Source organism: Paenibacillus sp. N119s, from assembly GCF_059447605.1.
Genome location: NZ_JCAJRU010000001.1, coordinates 86,672 through 108,964 on the forward strand (window position 1 = coordinate 86,672; position 22,293 = coordinate 108,964).

General features: G+C 43.9%; 12 protein-coding genes and 1 pseudogene. 3 read left to right on the forward strand and 10 right to left on the reverse strand.

Features of this window, described 5'->3' with window-relative positions:
* Positions 1-3 precede the first annotated feature (3 nt).
* Complete coding sequence (locus tag AC5V8P_RS00460) at positions 4-306, forward strand: hypothetical protein (RefSeq protein WP_064797114.1); 303 nt, start codon at positions 4-6, stop codon at positions 304-306.
* A gap of 115 nt (positions 307-421) precedes the next feature.
* On the opposite strand, the gene AC5V8P_RS00465 is transcribed toward AC5V8P_RS00460, so the two are convergent.
* The 3 genes from AC5V8P_RS00465 to AC5V8P_RS00475 form a co-directional block, all read right to left on the reverse strand.
* Complete coding sequence (locus AC5V8P_RS00465; RefSeq protein WP_064797113.1) at positions 422-1,303, reverse strand: glycosyltransferase family 17 protein; 882 nt, start codon at positions 1,301-1,303, stop codon at positions 422-424.
* Positions 1,290-9,752: a non-ribosomal peptide synthetase gene (locus AC5V8P_RS00470; protein ID WP_231116868.1), complete on the reverse strand. Its 8,463-nt coding sequence runs from the start codon at positions 9,750-9,752 to the stop codon at positions 1,290-1,292. The genes AC5V8P_RS00465 and AC5V8P_RS00470 overlap by 14 nt, the downstream gene beginning before the upstream one ends.
* Before the next feature lie 132 nt (positions 9,753-9,884).
* On the reverse strand, positions 9,885-13,328 hold the full coding sequence (locus tag AC5V8P_RS00475; protein ID WP_231116867.1) for a non-ribosomal peptide synthetase: 3,444 nt from the start codon (positions 13,326-13,328) through the stop codon (positions 9,885-9,887).
* Between the two features lie 177 nt (positions 13,329-13,505).
* Here AC5V8P_RS00475 and glsA point away from each other — a divergent pair, with 177 nt between their 5' ends.
* Complete coding sequence (glsA, locus tag AC5V8P_RS00480) at positions 13,506-14,444, forward strand: glutaminase A (RefSeq protein WP_063210499.1); 939 nt, start codon at positions 13,506-13,508, stop codon at positions 14,442-14,444.
* 81 nt (positions 14,445-14,525) lie between these two features.
* On the opposite strand, the gene AC5V8P_RS00485 is transcribed toward glsA, so the two are convergent.
* Positions 14,526-15,383, reverse strand: a complete 858-nt coding sequence (locus tag AC5V8P_RS00485; RefSeq protein WP_064797110.1) for a VOC family protein — start codon at positions 15,381-15,383, stop codon at positions 14,526-14,528.
* A gap of 49 nt (positions 15,384-15,432) precedes the next feature.
* A complete protein-coding gene (locus AC5V8P_RS00490; RefSeq protein WP_064797109.1) occupies positions 15,433-15,846 on the reverse strand; it encodes a DoxX family protein in 414 nt (137 codons plus the stop codon).
* 268 nt (positions 15,847-16,114) lie between these two features.
* On the opposite strand from AC5V8P_RS00490, the gene AC5V8P_RS00495 reads away from it, so the two are divergent.
* Complete coding sequence (locus tag AC5V8P_RS00495) at positions 16,115-16,654, forward strand: helix-turn-helix domain-containing protein (RefSeq protein ID WP_064797108.1); 540 nt, start codon at positions 16,115-16,117, stop codon at positions 16,652-16,654.
* 109 nt (positions 16,655-16,763) lie between these two features.
* Here AC5V8P_RS00495 and AC5V8P_RS00500 read toward each other — a convergent pair whose 3' ends face one another.
* The 5 genes and pseudogenes from AC5V8P_RS00500 to AC5V8P_RS00520 form a co-directional block, all read right to left on the reverse strand.
* Positions 16,764-17,042 carry a hypothetical protein gene (locus tag AC5V8P_RS00500; protein ID WP_231116866.1) on the reverse strand — a complete coding sequence of 93 codons (279 nt, stop codon included), beginning with the start codon at positions 17,040-17,042 and terminating at the stop codon, positions 16,764-16,766.
* Between the two features lie 58 nt (positions 17,043-17,100).
* Positions 17,101-18,222 carry a phosphodiester glycosidase family protein gene (locus tag AC5V8P_RS00505; RefSeq protein ID WP_064797107.1) on the reverse strand — a complete coding sequence of 374 codons (1,122 nt, stop codon included), beginning with the start codon at positions 18,220-18,222 and terminating at the stop codon, positions 17,101-17,103.
* Positions 18,223-18,443: 221 nt separating this feature from the next.
* Entirely contained in the window at positions 18,444-19,910 is a 1,467-nt protein-coding gene (locus tag AC5V8P_RS00510; RefSeq protein ID WP_064797106.1) for a potassium/proton antiporter, read from the reverse strand.
* Positions 19,911-20,108: 198 nt separating this feature from the next.
* Entirely contained in the window at positions 20,109-21,497 is a 1,389-nt protein-coding gene (gene fumC, locus AC5V8P_RS00515; RefSeq protein WP_064797105.1) for a class II fumarate hydratase, read from the reverse strand.
* A 172-nt stretch (positions 21,498-21,669) separates the two neighbouring features.
* Positions 21,670-22,287, reverse strand: a pseudogene (locus AC5V8P_RS00520) (alpha-isopropylmalate synthase regulatory domain-containing protein); the annotation flags it as partial.
* Between the last annotated feature and the right edge of the window lie 6 nt (positions 22,288-22,293).

The window sequence follows — 22,293 nt, forward strand, 5'->3', positions numbered from 1 at the left end:
CAATTGTCTAACTCGTTAAATCCGCAATACAACCAACAAGGAGCACCATCCAGACCAGCCCCTGTTTACCCACCCCCTGTTTCATTCAAGGAGTGGATGATCAGTTTACTTCTAATGGCTATACCAGTAGTGGGACTTGTCATGCTGTTTGTGTGGGCTTTTAGCGGCTCGACGAATCCGAGCAAAGCGAACTACGCTAAAGCAGGCCTGCTTTGGGCCGCTATTGTAATTGTAGTCTATATCATTATTGGTGTTGCTCTATTGCCTGCTATCATAAGCTCATTGAATTCAAGCAGCTACTATTGATTTCAACTACATAGCAAAATAACCTTCCGATGGATCATTCTGAACCATCAGAAGGTCTTTAAACTAAACTGCCGACCCTGTCGGCAGTTTTTTTCATTTCACTTTACTTTAGGCTTTACTTGTACCAAAGATCATCGGTTTCAAGCTCCTGTAGACTGCTCAAAAACGATTTTGAGTTATCAACATAAAGTTCAGTGTCGATATAGTACAGCTTTTTATCATGTAAGCATTGATCAATATACTCTGCATTCAAAATACTTTTATCTTCCACATTGGCGGCAAATGCTTGCAGTTTGGGAAGTGCGGTTTTCTGATATTCAAGCCACGAATGATGGAATCCGGCTGGCTCCTCCAGACAATAAATATCATCATATAAAGCTTCTGCAATCCCCTTTTTCCTGAGATAATCAGGTGAGAAAGGCATGCTTTTGAAGTAACGTCCGGTCATAGCGAACACGCGATAGCTCCAATGAGGAGCGCCATGATTAGATTGGCAAAAAAGATTCAGAAAAAATACAGAATAGTGCATTTTTATCGTAATAATATGATGCTTCTTCACTTCCGCAACAATCCGATCTGCCATCCGGCTGTCAATGATCTCATCGAAATCAGCTAAGATGATCACATCATCATCCTCAACCTTATCCTGCAAAATAGAGGTGCTTCTGTTTCTTTGGCAAGCCTCATTATAAAACGCACTGTTATGACTGAGCAGACGCCAGTACCAGTGGTCAAAGTGATCCGCGCCGCAGCGATCCACATCAAAGTACAACGAATGCTGCTCAGGTTCACGAAACATTTGATCCGCATGAAATGGATGATGAATGACCTTGTAACTTACATAATCTAGATTAAAGTTGCGTGGCTTATCCAAATAGCTGAATGTCTTGTTAGCTTCAATCACATGCAGTTCGTCGATCCAGCTGGCATTTTCTTTTATTTTTATCTCTGCAATGCGATTTTCATTGAAAAAGGGGCAAAATTCATATATTTTCATAATCTGAGGTTCCCTCCATTATCATGGTATAGGGTCGAACACCGATGCTTCGATACAGATATTCGGATATACAGCGTATTAGCTTAGCGATCGTCTGATCCTTATAATGCAGTGAACTATAATAGCAAGTTAAACTTAATCTATCACGTCTAAGATCTGCCGTCATATTTAGCTTGTAAGCAGAGGGGTTGTCCGCTGCATTCGTATTTCCGTAAGAAATCGATAAAGGCTCGTACAAATCATTAGCAATTCCGTTCATTTCCTCTGATTGGTAATGGAAAAGCATATGTGTTCCGTCTCTCAGTGGTTTCGTATTTGGATAAATATCCTGTATCATATATCGTAAAAGAAAGTAATCCATGCCTTCAAATGGAAGATGATGCAACATGTGTATGACATGTCCCAGTGGCTTTTCCCAATTTCCCGACTGGTCTTCTTCCGGGATCTGAATACGAAGAGGATATGCTCCAGCAAAAAAACCAATAGTACGATCAATCACAATACCCGGCAAAAAAGACTCACGTTGATAGGACATGACATGCAGCAGCAAATCCGATTGGTTTTTCAATTGAAAACAAGCCTGTGATAATGCCGTTAGCAGGATGCTCAGTGGTGTAGTTTGATGCTTTATAGCCAATGCCTTTAATCGCTGGAGATGCTCTTCTCCTTCAAGTAAATCATGCGTTATAGTTCTCATGTGACGATGAAGAGGTTCTATCTCAGATTCCGTGTCAACCTGCAAAGATTGCCCGCCTTCTACAACCCTGTTCCAGAAAGTGAATGCTTTAGAAAAAGTGTTTTTCGCTGCAAATTGGGTCAACGCGATGCACCAATCCCGATAACTGCTTTCCTCCTCCGCATGTAGCGGCAGTTCACTCCCTTTTCCCAGCAAGAGAAGATGTCTCAAATCCTCTAAAAAAATGTTTATGGAGATTCCGTCAAAAATCAAATGATGGAACAGAAGTAATATCACCTGTTGCCTCTTTCCGCAATAGCTGTCAAACCACACTACTTTCCATAAAGGGCCTTCCTTGATATCGAATTCATACTGTATTTTCGAGCAGTAATCCGAAATATAGGTGTCATGTGAACCCGGGACCATGTGAAGATCTACGTAAGAGACTACCTGTTCTGCACTTATTTGCTGCTCAAACTGATACCATTCTCCATCCTCCAGTTGAGCAAAAGATAGTCGCAACGCCGCATGTTTACTCAATAGTTGTTCAATCGACGTGCTCAGTAATTCAGTAGGAATGTAATTTTTGATCCGGGCCAGGTAAGGAACATTAAACATGTTGCGATTCACAAGATCTCTTTGGAAAAAACGTTTTTGTACAGCAGACAGTGGAAATCCGTCATCCGGATATGCTTTTCTTATGGACTGAATATACGAGTTATCCATATTCGGACAGCGGGCAGGTACTGTATTCGTCGATGCATTGCTCAACGAAATAGCCAAACGTTCGATAGTACGTTCGCGAAATATCTGGTTAACCGTAACTGGATATCCGCCTTTTTGCAACAAGCTGGCTATGCGCAGCGCATGGAGTGAATGTCCTCCCAATGTGTGAAAGTCTTCATTCTTGCCGATGTAATCCAGCTTTAGAACCGTGCTCCAAACTTCTTCTATGGTTTGCTCCAATTCAGTCTTCGGTCCGGTAATTGCTTCTTTCTCGCTATGGATTTCAGGTAAAGGGAGCCTTTTCCGATCGATTTTCCCGTTCACCGTTAATGGGAACGATTTTAGCCAAATATAACGAAACGGCAGCATATATGATGGAAGGCCATTAGCCATAAAGGTATGAAGTTGCTCCTCTCGTTCTTCCTCTTCCGCTGTATAGTAAGCGAACATCCGGAGATCACCATGAACCTCCCGGACAAGGACCAGGCATTCTTTTACCGCAGGATAGCTGCCAAGGCGGAACTCGACTTCTCCGAGCTCGATTCGATAACCACGGAGTTTTATCTGATCGTCACCCCGCCCAATGTACTCGATATTTCCGTCTGGCAGCCATCTTACTCGATCACCCGTACGATATAATACTAGATTTGTACCTCTTTCGCGATCTTTGGCAGAGCGGTGTGGATTTGGAATAAACGCCTGCTCTGTCAATTGGTTTTGCTGCCAATATCCCCTCGCTACCCCGTCTCCTCCCACGTATAATTCTCCGACTGCTCCGACAGGCTGAACACGGCCCCGTTTGTCCAAAATGTAACAAGTTGAATTACTTATGGGCTTACCGATAGGAATATTCTGCTCAAATGGCTCTTCGATCCGGTAACTCGTCGAAAAAGTGGTGTTCTCCGTAGGACCATATACATTAAGAATCGAAAGTTCAGGATGGGCGAGCCGGATACGATTGATATGCTTAACCGACAAAATTTCCCCACCTACGATCAACCATTGGAGTCCAGCAAATAGCTTTTCATTTTCTTCAATCCACTGATTACACAGTGCGGAACTTAACCATAGGGTATTAATTCCCCACTCCTTCATCCGCTGCTCAATCAGGCGGATATTCAGAAGATCATCTTTGGAAACTACAAACAGCTGACCGCCATTCAGCAACGTTCCCCAAATTTCAAACGTTGAAGCGTCAAAAACAGGCGAACCCGTATAAAGTAATCTGATGTCAGAGGAAAATGGGAAATAACAAGTGTTTTTGACCAAGCGAATGACATTGCGATGTTCCACCATAACGCCTTTCGGTTTTCCCGTCGATCCGGACGTATACATCAGATAAGCAAGGTCATTGGGAGCAACCCTATTTCCCTTCTTTTCCTGTTGTACAATTCCATCTGGGTCAAAATGCTTTGTATCAATCAAGATTAAACGAATTCCTATACTGACTTCTGAGATACGTTCTGCTCCTTCCTGTGAAGTGAGGATGGTATCCAGTCCAGCGTCCTTGATTAATTCACGGGTTCTTTCTGCCGGAAAATCAGGGTCAATAGGAACATAGGCATATCCCGCTTTCATAATCGCCAGGATGGAGACAATGAATTCAAGAGAACGTGGCAAGTAAACTCCGATAAACTTTCCATGACGACTATTGGCATTAGCATCATCCGTTAATTTATTGGCAATGTGCAGAGACATGAGGTCCAAGCTGTGGTAGGACATAACCTGATTGTGCGCAATTATTGCCGGCTGTGAAGACCGCTGCTTGGCTTGCTCCAGAAATAAGTCAACAATCGAACGATCTCTGGGATATGCTGTATACGTATTGTTCCAGTCATAGACGATTCGATCATATTCATCCCTATTCATAAAGCAAACATCTGCAGGGGTATGATTCGGATGTTCCAATACATATTGCACCGCATTATGCAGATGCTCTGCCAATCGGCTAACCGTTTCTTTTTTCAGTCGATCTGCATCATATATAAACTTGATGATCATCTGTTCCCCATCATAGGCCACGGTGATCGTCATTGGATAGTTCGTTTTTTCTCGTTCCTCCATAGTTGACATCTTCAATTCATGCGCAGGCTGCCGATAATCGTTCAAATAATTTTCGAATGCCACAATGCTGTAAAACATGGCATGTCCCTGAATACCAGACCAGCTCTTCAATTCGCTCAGACTCACATAACTGTGGTCGTTAATTTTCTGAATGGTTTGGTGCAGCTGTTGTACATACTCCATGATGGTTTGCTCCACATTCCAGTGCATGACTAAAGGCAGCGTATTAATCAGCATACCTGTGATCCGATCCGCTTTTGCAAGATCTGATCCTCTCCCGGACACCACCATGCCAAAAATGGTTGTATCGGCATCATGATAGACTTGTAGCACTTTGCCCCATGCGAACTGTACCAGCGTATTTAGTGAAACTTGTGCTTGCTGTACAAAATCAGCAATCTGCTTAGTTCGTCTTGAATCAATAATAAGAGTTTCGATCTGCTGGTTCTTGATCGGTCGATGTACATCGGGAAGTGTACCCTTCTCTATAGGCAGTCGTGTTGGCTCCGTTACTTCGGCCAAATACGTCCTCCAGAATGTCTCGGCCTCCGTGCGATCTTTAGAGTTTAACCAATGAATATAAGTTGCAAAAGAACGGGTCAAGCTGCGCTGTGGCATCCGATTTTGCAGGCTACAAGCATAGAGCTCATGTACCCGATTCAGCAGCAACGGCAGGCTCCAACCGTCCAGCAAAATATGATGGTAACTCCAAATCATCGTCCATTCGTTTGAAGCAACCTGAATCAAAGTTAGGCGAAACGCAGGCTGAGTTAGATCAAAACGGCGATTACGATCCGCTGCCATCCAGCGTTCGATATACTCCTGCTGCCGCACCGGTTGCTCCGCTTCAATATCCAAAAAGGTCCATTCCCATTCTGCATTTTGGACAATACATTGTATGGGCTTGTCCAGCGCCTCCCAAATGTAGCAAGTCCGCAAGCTATCATTTTCGGCAATGACGCTGCTCCAGGCTTCACGGTAACGGCCCACCTCTAGCCTGCCATGATATTTCCAACGAACCTGCACGAAATATTGATCGGAGGCGGGATAGTCCAAGTAATGGAACAGTAGTCCTTCCTGTAAGGGGCTTAGATAGAGCATTTTATCTAGACCATGTTTCAATTGATATGTCTTTACGATCTGATCGAGCGGTTGCTGTTCCAGGGACACGGATGGAAAATCACTAGGGGTGAATTCTTCGTGTTCAACCTGCCTGCAATGCTCGATAATAGCAAGCAGACGTGTTACAAAAGCATCTAGCAATTGAGTTATAGTTACTTCTTCATAATGACATTTGCTATATTTCATAAACAGATGCAGCTTGCCCTGAACAATGGAACAATTGAGTTCCAATAGGCTTGTTCCATGATTAAGCGGTGAGCTATAATCCTGTGCTGCGTCACGTGTAAACTCTAGCCACTCGTTTGACTCGTTCATAATTCCCTGATCAAATTGGCCCAAGTAATTGAAAAGAGCCTGAGGTTCAGAAGCTACTAACTCGGAACGAACTTCTTCGCGCGGGTGGCAGTATCTCAAAGCACCATATGACATGCCGCGGTGAGGAATATAGCGCAATTGCTCTTTGACAGATTTAATCGTCGTTCCCAAAGAGCAACCCTCCGGAATCTGAATGCAAACCGGAAACATGGAGGTAAACCAACCGATAATCCTTGTCAGGTCTATATCGGATACAAAGTGCTCACGTCCATGACCTTCTAAGCGAAATGCAATCGTTGTCTGTCCAGACCAATCGGAGAGCGCTAGGGACCAAGCTGTAAGCAGCAAATCGTTGATCTCAGTATGGTAAGCCTGGGAGCAATGGTGCAAAAGCAGCTCCGTATCGTCTGAAGCAAGCATCGTAACCAATTCCGAAGATTCCCTACTCTTTTTATGAGCCGAATCATGGTCAACTGGCAGCACAAAAGCTGCAGCTTGATGCTGTACTTTTTTCCAATGTTCAATATGACTTAAAGTATCCTCATGTACAGAATAACTCTTCAATGCAGAATGCCACTTTTTGTATGGATTCAGAACGGGAGACAGCGCGATCCCCTGATACAATTGATACAATTCCTGAACCAATATTCTCCAGGACACTCCATCAATGACCAGATGATGTATAGTCATAAATAAACGAGCTTTACCATCAGGGTGACCTTGGATTACTCCCGCATACATCATGTTTCCCGTCTCATAATTCAATTGTCTGCTCCATGCATCACATATGCTTGAAATTTCAGAGTCAGGATATTCAATTTGTTGAAGGGTATAGCTAGCCAGTTGGATGGAGGCATCCGTTTGGTAGCGCTGCGAATACACATGTTCCCTGACCACAATCTCCATCGAAAGCTCTGGATGTAATCGAATCAATTGATTAATGGCAGTTTCCAACCTTACAAGATCGAAATCACGGAGCACAAATAGCTGGGATTGGTTGAAATAATGCGGCTCTACAAACTGTTGCTCGAAAAACCAGTGTTGGATTGGTGTCAAGCCAAATTCGCCTGACCAATCAACCATAAGCTCTTCTGTTTGACTACTGTCTGTCCAAGCAACTACAGTAGCTAATTTCTTAATGGTTGGATGCTCTGCCACTTGTCTTGGAGTAAGTATCATACCGTGATCTCTGGCCATAGATACGACTTGAATGGCAAGAATTGAATCTCCTCCAACAGCATAAAAATGGTCGTTAACTCCGATATCTCCCCTTTTTAAAATCTGTCGCCAAATCCAAAGCAAACGCTTTTCGAGATCATCCTCGTCTGCTTCCACAGCTTGATCAGCTTGAAGAAATAAGGTACTCTTCGGATCGGGGAGAGCCCCACGGTCGACTTTTCCGTTTGTATTTACTGGAAATGAATCCAGATGACAAAAATACGAAGGAATCATATATGCTGGTAACATAGCATTTAAGTGCTGCGCCAGTTTCGCCTCTTTCAGTTCTTCTCCAGCAGTATAATAGGCAACCAGTTTATGGTATGATCCGTCCTTCCAGGCTTGAACGACACATTGACTGACGTCAGGATACTGACGTAGCTGATATTCGATTTCACCCAGTTCGATACGATACCCTCTGATTTTAATCTGTTCATCACTGCGTCCTATAAATACCAGTTCTCCATCCGGCGTCCATTTCACAATATCCCCGGTTTTATATAACCGCTCACTGTGCGACGGATACTCACTGCTGATTGCAATCTCTTTATGAACGAACCGTTCTCGAGTCAGTTCCTCACGATTCAAATATCCTCTGGCAAGCCCGATGCCCCCTACCCATAATTCGCCGGGAACGCCGACAGGCACAGGATTGCCGAATGAGTTCAAGACGAATAACCGTTTGTTATAGACGGGTTGACCGATCGTAATTTCTTTTCCTGGCCGGCAGACAGAAGTAGCACAGATTATCGTTACTTCGGTCGGTCCGTATGCGTTCACAAATTGTCTTCCTCTTCCCCAATAATCGACAATGTCAGGAGTACAGGGTTCTCCAGCAGATATAAGTGTATGCAATTTCGGCAATTCTCTATGTTTCATTGTTCGAAGCACTGATGGTGTCAGCATGGCAATGTGGATGTTCTTCTCTGCAAGAATATCTGAAATATCAACATAAGGTGGTAGTTCATCATCTGAAAGGACAACCAATGTCCCACCTACTGATAACGTGCCGATCCATTCGTAGACCGAAGCGTCGAAACTCATGGAGGCGAATTGCATGATTCTTGAGTCAGAGGTAATACCAAACTTTTCAACCAGATAAGGGACCAATGCGACCAAGCCAGCATGTTCAATGAGAGTTCCCTTCGGTTTTCCGGTAGAGCCGGAAGTGTAGATAACATAAGCCAGATCATTCTGCTTCAGCCCGATCTGCAAATTTTTGTTGGGATTGCAGTCCTGCTGCTCCGAGCATTCATCCACACAAATCAGTGAAGGTGGTTTCATACCCAGTTGAGAAATATATGGATGTATCCTGCTTACTAATTGACTGTGCGTTACAATCATTTCAGCCCGTGCATCTTCTAAAATAAATCGCAACCGCTCCCCAGGATATTGGGGATCAATCGGAAGATAAGCAGCTCCCGCTTTCATAACTCCGAGCATTGAGGGGACCACATCTACGCTTCTGTCCATAATGATAGCAATCAGCGTACCAGTCGGCAGAGAGCCATGTCCTTGCAGCAAATACGACTCTCTAATCATGTGGCTGATTTGATTTGCCCGGTGATTTAACTCATAATAAGTCAGCCTCTGCTCACCAAACTCCAAGGCAATCGCATGGGGTGTTCGATCAGCCTGCACCTCGATCAATTGAACCACCGTTTTATCCTTAGGATAGGCTCGTTCTGTATTATTCCATTGTTGCATCTGTTTGCGTTCTTTCGTGGTCAACATGGGATGAAATAGTACCTTCTTCTTTGGAAGAAGGAGCACATTTTCCAGCAATGTTTGAAAATGGCCTGCGAAGCTAGCGATTTGTCTTTCTCCAAAACGATTTCCATCATACTGTATTGCGCACTCCAATACATCCGCATCATAATGGTAGCAGAGTGCGATTTCTAGCTGATCTATACTGTGTAAGAGAGCCGGTGCTTTCATATTGGAATTTGGAGATAAGAAATTATCACACATCTCCATGATACCCACATTGAAGAAATCCTTCTCTGCTCCTGATCGAGAATCGATTTTAGTTTGCTGCGAAGAATCCTCTCTCCAATCGCTGCTGGTACGTCGTTTGTTCCATTCCAGTGCAACCCTTTGTATCAAAGAGAAAAGATCATCTTCCCTCTGTATATGAATGAGTAGCGGATAATCCAGACAACTTTCTGTGGCTTCTTTGTCGGATATCTCAGAATATATAACAGGCAAAGCATATTGATTGGCGTAATGGGATAGCAGTACGGACCATATGGATGTTATAAAGGAAGGCATACCTATCTGGTGATTCTGTACAAATTTTAAAATCGCTTGAACCTGTCTTGTCTCCAAACGAATGCAGTAAAGCACTTGATCATTCCCCGTGGGTTTTTCGATATTTCTACTGTGGTGAGAAAATAAAGGCAAATAACGTTGTGACCTATCAGACCCACTCTGACTAGGTGTAGTGGATGACCCTATCACTTATTGTACCTCCCCTATCCGGGATGCCATACCGGCAGCTTGATAAAAAGCGGCCCTGACTTCCTCTACTTCTATCTCATAACTGCATCGTATAGAAAAAATAAGACCGTCCGTGTAAGAAGTAGCAATACAATTGAACAGTGAATGGATCGGCAGCGGATTCGGTTGCTTTACAACAGTATCATCATAATAAGTACTGTATTTTGAGCCTGCTTTTGTGCTATTTCCTAAGTAGTTAAACATGAATAAATCTAGTTGCTCATACTGTTTCCCCAACTGTACAAATGTTCTGATTCGTTCCCACTTGTCTTTGTAATCAGGACTTGTAAGAAGATGCATGAAATTGATCGTATGGTGTTTTAATACATCCAGTCTGCTTCTGACAGACAACATCATTTCATCCGGTTTTTGCTTCAGCTCCAACAGCATAGGCACAAAATCAATAAATTCACCGGCCGTGTTATAATAAGCCTCCTCGTCATATCTTCTTCCATCATATAAAAATAACAATGGCAGCTTATCCATACCTAAATAAGTTTGCAGACCCCTTGAATAGACAGAAAGCGCCAGCTCTAAAGAAGGATTCTCAGCGGGGATACATACGTTAAACAGGTAGGCTTCTGTGCTCGTTCGCAGCTTTGGTGTTTGTAAGATGTTTTGTTTGCTTTTTTGGAACGCTTCCAAACTAAAAGCTGATATCAATTCTTGTTCCGTAATTCCTTTTGGTCCACTTTGGATTTGTCTGACATACGCCTCATAGGGCTTCACTTCATTCATAGGAAGGGGGCAATTTTGAAGTAGACTCCTGTAGCTGGCAAGCAACTGTCGTTCGGCTACTTCCGAGGTCACCCGGTCGCATATCGCATGATGATAAATAGTTATGACATAATGCTCACGCAGGTTTCGTTTCAGCACAAACATGTGGAACAACATATGCTCTTCGGCGAATCGGGTATTTGCAACATAATCATTTACCATTTCCATAAAGGAGCCACATGGATTGTGAGCTGACATGTCAATAATGTTAAGCTTTGACACAGTATCACCAGGCAGTACGTATTCCCTCCAATAAGTCCATCCATCTCTTTGGGTCGCAACGCTCCTCAGTAATCCTTGATTTTGGACAAAGTGATTGTAAGCCTGATCCAAAAAATCATAATTCACACGTTCATCCAGCCTAAATATACCTAAGCTTGGTGGTGTTTGAAACGAAATTTGCATTTGTTGAATTCCACTTAGCGGGTATTTTTGTACCACTTCCCCTCTTTTAAGAAACTGATCTTTTTTCAAATAATCCTTTTCCAGTTGCTTGCGTAAACTTTCCACTTGATCCGAATTCATGCTCTTTAAGCCCAAACGCTGAAAAAATTCCTCTTCATCCATCGTCCAGTATTGATCAGCCATTTCCGCTTTAAGTTCCAGTGGTACAATGTAATGTGGCAGTAGCTCTGGAGCTACTTTTCCGTCCATAATCCGCGTGATATGGTTAACGTCAGCCACCATGTCGGAGTAAAGTACCTGAATACCTCTAACTTCGTGAATAAAATCCCTTACTTGGTATTTCACCCACTCAAAAACACCACCCGTTTCTTGGTGAAGCCAAGACATCAACTGTTGTGCCGTTTTAATAATGCCCTGCTGCTTTGAGGACCCTATAGCACTATTCTGTGTTGAAAGAAGGTAATTAGCGAGAGCCCGAATCGTTTTATAGTGATAAATGTCTGTTAAAGTGACGTGATATCCCGCCCACTCCATTCTTGACATTAATGTAAGCGCATGAATAGAATGTCCACCGAGGTCGACAAAGCTATCTAAAACACTGAGCTGCTGTAGTCCCAATACATCCTGCCAGATTTCCATCAGCTTCGTTTCCAGTCCCGGCTCAGGAGACACATATTCTGCTCCAGCATGTATATTTTCACCAAGAGCTAACAGTGCTTTACGATCCAGCTTACCATTCAGTGTCAGTGGCATTTGCTCTAATTGAATAAAAAAAGAGGGGATCATGTAGTTCGGCAGCTTGATAGAGAGAGCCGTTTTAATTTCACTTGCTGTCAGATTGATGGTCGCTGTAAAATACGCTTCCAACTGCTTATGACCGGCCTCATTTTCACGAACAACAGCTGCCGCTTCTTGTATATCATTTAATTTTAATAGATGCGACTCTATTTCCCCCAGTTCAATTCGATACCCTCGTATTTTTACCTGGCCGTCGATCCGTCTAATAAATTCGATGTTTCCATCTGCTTGCTCTTGTACCCAATCTCCGGTACGATACAACCTGCCTCCAGGTACCCATGAAGACTGAATAAACCGCTCCGCTGTCAACTCTGGTTGATTCAAATAACCTTTAACTAATCCGTCGCCAGCGATGTACAATTCACCTTCAACTCCCTGCGGCAAAGGATGCTGCTCTTGATCCAGGATATAAACCTTCGTGTTGCTGATTGGTTTGCCGATTGGCACGCTATTTGCATTATCGTCCAAATAATCAATCGGGTAATACGTAGCAAATACTGTGCTCTCCGTCGGTCCGTAGACATGAATTAAACGACCCGGACCCATACAGGCAAACGCTTTACGTACATGGCTGACCGACGCCTTCTCACCACCGAATAGCAACGTTTCAATGGTTGCAAAGCAGCTGGGATCAATATCCACCAATGCATTAAAAAGAGCCGTTGTCACAAAGCATTTTGTAATCTGTTGTGTACGAAGTATATTAGATAGCTCACGTGCATTCACAGTTTGATCTTGAGTGCTCAAAACAAGAGTACCCCCATTAAGTAGAGCCCCATAAATACCAAATGTAGAACCATCAAACGAAAAACTGGACACTTGCAATATCCGATCTTTTGTCGAGAAATGGATGTAATCTGTCTTTTTAACAATACGTGTAATGTTGTAGTGCATCGTTAAGGTTCCCTTAGGCTCGCCGGTAGAACCAGACGTATACATAATACATGCTAACGCATCGGAACTTTGACTAGTAGTGAGATTCCCCGTTTCTTTCCCATAGTTTCGTTTATCTGTCAAATCCAGTACAAGATTGTCGAGCTCCATTGAGTTGGGGATTGGAAGCTGGGTCAGCAGGAGGGGTGCTCCAGAATCCGTTAGCATATAGCGTATACGTTCCTCTGGATATTGCGGATCAATCGGCACATAGGCTCCCCCGGCTTTTAATATTCCGAATAACCCGATGATCATTTCTAATGAGCAATCGCCCATGATTCCGACGGGCCTATCTTTATCTACACCTTTGTTCCGCAAAACATGTGCAAGCTGATTGGCCTGTGTATTCAGATCAGCATACGTCAAGTGCTTGTCCCTAAATACGACCGCTACGTGATCCGGTGTGCGCTCAACCTGCTCTTCAAACAATTGATGAATCGTTTTCTCCCACGGGTAATCCGCTAACATACCGTGTAACATACTTGACTTCATCTCCTTCTCCTGTCATTCATAATCCAGATATTACAATAGGTTGGGGATTTAACAGGAGAAAAAGAAATGACATGAGAGCTTGTTTTTTGACCGAAAATTTCTTTAAAATAAGTATATAGCTACTTCTTGCTCTACAATAAAATACCACAGAATGGTTACTCGACTGGAGGAAAAGAAATGACATCGGAGTGGCAGAGATTACAGACCAAACTGCCGGAATGGGTAGAACAAAGCCGTCATGAGTATATCCATGGCAAGGTAGCAGCATATATTCCCGAACTGTCCAAAGCCCCGGCCGATGCGCTGGGTATTGTGGTAATGAATGGTGCGGGTGAGACCGTGGTAGCCGGAGATACGGAAATTCAATTTACGATGCAAAGCATCTCCAAGGTATTTACGCTCATTCTGGCCTTGATGGATAATGGAGAGGATGTTGTCTTCTCTAAGGTGGGGATGGAGCCTACCGGGGATCGTTTTAATTCCATGCTCAAGCTGGAACTGGTCGAGCCGGGGATTCCATTTAACCCACTGATTAACGCCGGAGCAATTGCAGTCTCTTCTTTGATTCGCGGAAACAGTCCAGAAGAGAGATTTGCCCGTGTTCTTCAATTTTTCCGCCTCCTTACTCATAATGACAAACTGGAATATGATCAGGATGTCTACGATTCAGAATCAGCCACAGGCCATTTGAATCGTTCCCTTGCTTATTTTCTAATGGAAAAGGGAATTTTAAGAGGTCATGTGGAGGATGTGCTTGACGTCTATTTCAGACATTGCGCTGTCAAATTGAACTGTACAGATTTAGCACGCATGGGACTCGTACTAGCCTTCAACGGCCGTGATCCGATCACAGGTATACCGCTGATTCCCCGTCGCTATGTACAGATCGCCAAAACATTTATGACAACATGCGGTATGTATGACGCCTCTGGTGAATTCGCCATTCAAGTCGGACTCCCTGCCAAAAGCGGTGTATCTGGAAGTATAATGACAATGGTACCCGGACGATATGGTATTGGGCTAGTAGGGCCTTCATTGAATCGTATGGGCAACAGTACAGCGGGTGTGCACTTGCTGGAGACGATGTCTCGAGATATGGATTGGAGCTTGTTTTAGCATATCAAAAAGGGTATTCCCAGCCTATACGGCTTATAGGAATACCCTTTTCTGTTACGTTCCAAAACTTTGCTAAATGGTTTAATCATGAACCAATTTGATCTGAATGTGGAACGGGTCAGCCACATATATGGCACCATCACGTTCTTGCCATTCATAACCTGCCGCAGCCAAACGAGCAGTAATGGCATCCAATTCTTGTTGATCTGGAACAACCAATTCAAAATAATTTAATCCTGTCGCCTGCTCAGGAGCCGGTGGTGCACCTTCACCTGCCCATATGTTCAAACCCATATGGTGATGGTAACCACCTGCAGAAACGAACAAGGCAGAAGCTCCATATCGGCACGTAATGTCAAAGCCAAGCACATCACAATAAAATTGCTGTGCTGTGAGCAGATTAGACACATGGAAGTGAACGTGACCAATTACCGTTCCCTGCGGCAGTCCCTGCCAAGGTAGATTTTCAGAAATGGCAATCAGACCTTCTGCATCCACGGGATCTGTTCCCATCATGTAATAACCATTTGCATCCTTCTTCCATTGATCACGAGGACGATCCGCATAGATTTCAATCCCGTTATTATCAGGATCATGAATGTATAATGCTTCACTTACATCATGGTCTCCCTGTCCAATTTCAATCTCATGAGCTAGCAGATTGCGTAAAGACAAGCCGAGAGCTACACGATTCGGTAGAAGAATAGCAAAGTGATATAATCCGGCTACGGATTGGCGAGGCAGAATCACTGCATTTTCAACATAATTAAGAATCAGGAGCGGATGTTTTCCGTCGACAGTCAATTCAGCGGTATCCGCCGCTTGACGCAGAAGCTGTAGACCAACGACCTCAGTGTAAAATTGAACAGAACGCTCCAAGTTACTCACTTTTAATGAAACCTGCCCGATTTTGGTTTTGTCATGAAGATGTGCTGTCATGAGATTTCCCTCTTTCTACATGGATTGGAGGACTAAGGTTAAATCAAAATTACTGCTCTGTTGACTTACGACGGCTGAACAAAGAATCCAAAGACAAGCGAGTAATAGGCGCAAATACGAGGTGAAGAGCTACCAGAATAAAAGCAATATCCAGTTCATAGCCTGCACCTTGACCATTTCCCATCAACCCGCCAGACAATTTGGCTGTGAAAATGGCACCAATCAATACAATAACAAAAAGGCCAGATACATAACGAGTAAGCAATCCAAGAATCAATGCAATCCCGCCGACCAACTCAATTACCGCAACCACATAACCTAAAAATCCCGGGACGCCAATACTGGAAAACCAGCCTGCAACATTACCCAACCCCATTTGGAATTTAGCTATTCCATGTGCCAGGAACAAAATCCCCAGCGCCACCCGCATAATTGTAGAAACGTTTCTGCTTGCTGAACTCATGTTTATCTCTCCATTCTGTTTGTTTAATTACACTCATACAAGCGTATATGAATAAATAATTTATATTACTAATAATTTGGTTAAAAAAAGAGACTCGTCTGAATCTATACCGCAGCACATATGTGTGAATCAAACTCGAATTATTAGTAATAGTAATAATTATTTTGTAATGTGAATTTAGCATAAGAAAGTATAGTCTGTCAACAAATTATTTGGTATGATAAATAATAAATTAGTATAGATTATAATTTTAAAGGAGGAATGCTCAATGGGTATAGGGTGCAACATTCGCGCGGCTCGTAAACGTAAAAATTTATCCATCCAGCAAATATGCGAACGAACCGGACTATCTCAAGGGTTTATGAGTCAAGTAGAAAATAATAAAACCTCCCCTTCCATCGCTACATTGGACAGCATCGCTAATGCGCTGAACGTCCCTCTTGCTTTTCTGCTTCTTAAAGAAGAGGAACGGATGCAAGTAATTCGCAAGGATGAGCGCCGTAAAACGTTGTATGGTAAAAACAACCTTCAGGTCGATCATTTGGGTGGTCAGGGGAATGTCAAAATGATGCTGGTGGACATGCCGCCAGGCTCATCTACAGAAGAAGAGCATGCTCATGCCGGGGATGAGATTCATTTTATTTTAGAGGGTACGGTATATGTGGAGCAGGGCGAGGATTCAGCTACGCTGGAAGCAGGAGATTCCTTTAGCTGGAGAGCAGCCATCCCCCACTATGCCAAAAACGTAGGAGAAAACAATGCGCGTATTCTGATCGCCGTATTTCTCGAAGCAGATCATAACGTCTAATAAAAGTTTGAGCAGCTTACAAGGTCAACACTTATTTCATTGCAAAAAGCGTGTACCAGAAAGTTAAATTAACTTCAACGATACACGCTTTTTTGTAGTAGTTGTTAACTTATTTCATTGTCCATCGAACATCGGTCCTCGATTCACATGGAAGCTTGAAGGTTTTCATGATCTGCTTGGCATCGGCTCGGAGTCCACTTACCGGATCGCCCGTCGTACCCAGCAGCTCATCTTTTTTATCCATAGTAATACGCCCATAAAAAGTAGTGCTGCTGTCTCCCCATCCTGTAGTATACTCATAGATCAGCGGCTTATTAAGTTTCGGATAGGTTCCCCACTGATCTTTGGCTTTATTGGCCAAAAACAGCTCCAGTGGATCGTATTCCATCGTAAAGGTATTTTCATTATTAGTCTCCGTTCACTGAATAGACTTGTTCATCCCGGCTTTATCTCTTTTTCGCTGCGTCAATGTTTTCGGGTTTCATTCCTGCCCATATGTTCGGGATACTGACGGTCTCTGGATGCTCAAATACGAGAAACGCAGTCGGCAAATATCGCTCTCCGTATTCAGAGGAAGGCTTGTTGACAATGGTGTTGTCCTTGACGAGTACCGTGGATGAACCTCCATCCAGATTAGCACCGATAACCGCTCCATGTTTAAGTAAAATATTTTGCATATCATACAAGTTGGCACCGATGCTGTACCCAGGCTGGCGACCGTCAACGGTTACGAAAATAATTGCCCCGTCTGCTCTCTGCCCCATTGCAGTACGGGGGGCAATTCCCCATCCCTCGCTCGCATTGCGAATCAGACCTTTTCCATTTACGATTAGCCGTGGTTGAAAAGTAACTGCTTCTTGCACATTCATTTTGGACAACTCGGACAACGAATAGTGACCGGCTATCATTTTTCCCTGTTTATCAATACCTACGATTTGAACCGAGGCATCTTTACCCATATCGTTGTAGTATATCTGACCCTGAGAAATGACAACACCAATCGGTTTAAAGCCATTCCCGTTCCAGTTGGGATCAGCAAATCCACCGCCATTTACGCCAGCAACGGCCCCTAAACGCTCGACCATGCTAGATACTCGTTCTCCCCGGCCGACTTTAGCAGGAACGCCAAGTCTAATTTTAGTGGGGTCATGCACAGTCATAACATAGCCATGATAATTGCGTCCCGACACCTCTTCCACTTCTACCAGCGGCGTTTGTTGTACCTTGGTTGGAACCAGATCAGGCAGCTTGATTGTATGTCTGTCCTTCTCCTCGCCCATCTCCTCGAATCGGGCCGAATATTCAGCCACGCGTTTCTTCGCTTCTTCTTCCCCGATAAAATATTTCGCCCAGTGACGATGCTGAGTCGTAATTAATGTGTCTGCAGCCAAATAGCGCATATCCTTGCCAGATGGGGTTAAAAACAACCATGCGGCACCCCCAATTCCGGCTAATAGGAATACAATAAAAAGTCGCAGCATAAAGCGACCAAATCTTCCTTTTCGTTTCTTTTTCTTATTTTTCTGCCTGCGAGCTGCTGCCCGCTGTGGCAAGACTTCCGGTTTCATTCATCATCTCTCCTGTATGGTGTCTTCTATCGTAATTCATCACTATTGCCCATCAAATGATCCGTAATGATAGGCTGCGACATCTAACGACAATATCATAAACTAATTTTGTAGAATGATAGTGTCAATTTTTTAACAGATTCATCCACTCTGAAAAATAAAATAACAAAAAGCCCTTCACATGAAATGTGAAGGACTGCAAAGATAAGAACAAAACTCATTTACGGAGCCGCCTCTGGTTCGAGCAGCATGAACAGTTCTTTCATCTGCTGTCGTTTGAGCTTGGGACTAAGCACGTACAAAGTATCGCCAGGTTCAATTACAGTCGTACCTCTCGGAGCAATAATTTGCTCGTTTCGAATAATAGCTGTGAACAAAATGTCCTCAGGCAGCTGTATATCCTGAATCGCCTTACCCGCTATCGACATCCCCTTTTGTACCTGAATATGATTGATTTCCGAAGTGGTTTTTCCCAAAGAAACTAATTCTAGCAGTGAAGGCGACGACGTCTGGTTAGGGTCCATCAAGCCAAGCTTCACTGCTAACCACGAAATCGTGGTACCTTGAATAATCGCAGAAGTGAGCACTACGAAAAACACAACATTAAAAAACAAGGGTCCTACATCCATTTCATCCAGTAATGGATAGGTTGCTAGTACAATGGGTACCGCCCCCCGCAGTCCTGCCCAGGATAACAATGTCTTCTCGCGGACAGAGTATCTGGAAAATAGCAAGCTTAGGAACACGCCTATTGGACGAGCCACGAGCATGAGGATGAAGGAGAGCGCCAAGCTTTGCCACGCAATGCCCAGCAATTGGTCGGGAAAAACCAATAGTCCAAGCAGGACAAACATCATGATCTGCACCATCCAGGCGAAACCATTGTTAAAATGAATAATGGATCGCTTGTAGGTCAAGTCGGAATTCCCCAGTACAATAGCCATGACATACACAGCCAGCAATCCACTTGCTTCCAATAACGATGCCGCCGCATACGTCAAGACTGCAAAAGCCAATGCCATCACAGGATACAAACCGGATGAATCAAAATTCATTTTATTAATCGCGTATACTCCCAGGCGTCCAAGTACAAAACCAACAACTAAACCAAAACCCATTTCCCATAAAAACAACAAGATATGTATCCAGATGGATTGCTCAGGGTGATGTATTAGCTCAATCAATGTTACTGTGAGAAATACAGCCATCGGATCATTACTGCCGGATTCCGCTTCGAGCGTTGAGGTAATCCGTTTTTTGATATTTTTACCCCCTAAAACGGAAAACACGGCTGCCGCATCCGTTGATCCGACGATAGCGCCGAACAACATCGATTCCATCCAGCCTACGCCTAAAATAAACTTGGCGCATACGCCGATGACTACAGTCGTAATGATGACCCCTAGCGTTGATAATGACAATGCAGGTCGAATAACTGGCTTAATATCAGTAAACTTTGTCTGCATCCCACCTTCAAACAGAATGACAATGAGCGCGAGGATGCCCACCAGCTGTGTGATAAAGGCATTATCAAAATAAATAAACTGACTGAGCACCATGCCTACGGCAATAAACAAAACAAGCGCAGGCATGCCGAAACGGCTGGAAAATTTGGTAGTCAGCACACCGACCAGCAGCAAGCCGGACAGCAAAAGCACAATCAAATTAATCACGGTTGTCTGTTCCATACGGCTTCTCCTATCTTGAAATTAAATGTTCATTTTTTCGCCTTCTAACTATATACCCTCAAATCACACAGAATACTAATCTTAAGTAAAAAAATTATGGGAAAATTAAAAAATCCAGCTCATGGTCTGTGCTGGATCGGCACTCCACAAGCTGGTTTGTAAATTTTGCAGGTCTTAAGCTACGACCATCGTCATGCTCTATGCTTTAGGATGAATCATATGTGCAGGTACAACATATTGGTCAAACTGCTCTCCCGTCAGCAGTCCGCTACGAAGTGCCGCTTCCTTTAGAGACAGTCCTTCTGCATGTGCAAGTTTGGCGATTTTAGCAGCATTTTCATATCCGATATGTGGATTTAATGCTGTCACCAACATCAGTGAATTATTCAGATTGTGCTCAATTTTAGCAAGATCGGGCTCGATGCCAACAGCACAGTTGTCATTAAAAGCAATGATGGAATCGGCCAGCAGATGAACAGATTGCAAAAAATTGTATATGATTACTGGCTTGAAAACATTCAATTCAAAATTGCCTTGACTTGCTGCAAAACCAATAGCCGCGTCATTACCCATGACTTGCGTAACGACCATCGTCAGTGCTTCACTCTGGGTAGGATTCACCTTACCAGGCATAATGGAGCTCCCCGGCTCGTTAGCTGGAATCGTGATTTCCCCCAAACCGCTCCGCGGACCACTTGCCAGCCAGCGAACATCATTGGCGATTTTCATCAAATCTGCAGCTAGTGCTTTAATTGCTCCATGTACAGCCACCACTTCATCGTGACTGGTCAGAGCATGGAATTTATTGGGTGCGGAAGTGAACGTTTTGCCAGTGAAGCCGGAAATTTCTGCAGAGGTTCGTGAGCCAAACTCTGGATGAGCATTAATTCCTGTGCCCACTGCTGTTCCGCCAATCGCCAGCTCCTTCATATATTGAACCGTATCGACGATCATTCGCTTGCTTTTATCCAGCATGGCATACCAGCCGCTGATTTCCTGACCCAGTGTAAGTGGTGTCGCATCCTGTAAATGAGTTCGGCCAATTTTGATGATATCCTTGAATTGTTCTGACTTCTGTTGAAAAGTCTCTTTCAGCTGATCAATGGCAGGCAACAAACGGTCCTCAACGGCAATAACACCCGCTACGTGAAGCGCTGTAGGAAACGTATCATTGGAGCTTTGCGACATGTTCACATCGTCATTCGGATGCAGCTTCGCATCTTTTCCTTGTTCTTGTAACCATTGGCTGCCCAGATGAGCAATCACTTCATTGACATTCATGTTGGACTGCGTACCGCTCCCTGTCTGCCATACAACCAATGGGAAATGGTCATCGACGCGTCCAGCTAGAATTTCGTCCGCTGCATAAATAATGGCGTCCTGCTTCTCCTGAGATAGCTTACCCAACTTATAGTTGCTGATCGCCGCACTCTTTTTGAGCACCGCAAACGCCTGAATGACCTCTAACGGCATTTTCTCCGAGCCAATCGGGAAATTTTCCTTACTGCGCTGTGTTTGCGCTCCCCACAAACGGTCTGCCGGTACTTTGATTTCGCCCAACGTATCCTTCTCAATGCGGTAGTTCAACTCATTTCCTCCTCTTGGCCTATGTAATTCAGACAAAATATGGTGATCTTCCTTGCCTATTATACATTAAATTTCAAATGTTATCATATATTTTGCAAGCGCTTTTTTACGATAAGGCCAGAGGAGACAGAGGGAAAATTCAAAAATTCAACTATGAGCTTGATTACTAACCTTAGCTAATCGTGATATTGCTTTTGGCATGAACTTCTTTTCTGCCCAGCAGCTTGTTTAGGGCATCGATATAAGCTTTCGCGCTAGCTTCCAAAATATCTGTACTTGTGCCTCTTCCCAGTGCTGTGTATTCACCTTGTCTCAAAATAGCGTGTACCTCCCCCAACGCATCTTTGCCATAGGTTACAGACTGGATGGAGTAATCCTCCAGCTCCACCATTTCACCACTGGCCTTGTCTATCGCATGGAAAATCGCATCAACAGAACCGTTACCCATCGCTACTTCATCAATCGATGTGCCGTCTTGCTTATTCAGCCGTATGGAGGCGACCGGGACCGACTGATTACCATAAGACACCTGGATAGAATTTAATGTGTAGATTTGAGGCGAGGCATTACGGCTCTCATCCATCAGAACGAGCAAATCTTCATCCAGCACCTGTTTTTTCTTATCTGCCAAGGCTTTAAACTTTCGGAATGCCTCCTGAAGCTGTTCCTCTGACAACATGTCAAAGCCCATGTCCGCCAGCTTTTCCTTAAACGCATGACGTCCTGAATGCTTGCCTAATACCAGTTTACTCGTCTTAAGACCAATACGCTCAGGGGACACAATCTCATACGCTCA

Coding starts and splice junctions, on each gene's coding strand:
- AC5V8P_RS00475 (WP_231116867.1), bottom strand. CDS start 13,328: ATGAAGTCAAGTATGTTACACGGTATGTTAGCGGATTACCCGTGGGAG.
- AC5V8P_RS00490 (WP_064797109.1), bottom strand. CDS start 15,846: ATGAGTTCAGCAAGCAGAAACGTTTCTACAATTATGCGGGTGGCGCTG.
- AC5V8P_RS00495 (WP_064797108.1), top strand. CDS start 16,115: ATGGGTATAGGGTGCAACATTCGCGCGGCTCGTAAACGTAAAAATTTA.
- AC5V8P_RS00485 (WP_064797110.1), bottom strand. CDS start 15,383: ATGACAGCACATCTTCATGACAAAACCAAAATCGGGCAGGTTTCATTA.
- AC5V8P_RS00510 (WP_064797106.1), bottom strand. CDS start 19,910: ATGGAACAGACAACCGTGATTAATTTGATTGTGCTTTTGCTGTCCGGC.
- AC5V8P_RS00505 (WP_064797107.1), bottom strand. CDS start 18,222: ATGAAACCGGAAGTCTTGCCACAGCGGGCAGCAGCTCGCAGGCAGAAA.
- glsA (WP_063210499.1), top strand. CDS start 13,506: ATGACATCGGAGTGGCAGAGATTACAGACCAAACTGCCGGAATGGGTA.
- AC5V8P_RS00465 (WP_064797113.1), bottom strand. CDS start 1,303: ATGAAAATATATGAATTTTGCCCCTTTTTCAATGAAAATCGCATTGCA.
- AC5V8P_RS00500 (WP_231116866.1), bottom strand. CDS start 17,042: ATGGAATACGATCCACTGGAGCTGTTTTTGGCCAATAAAGCCAAAGAT.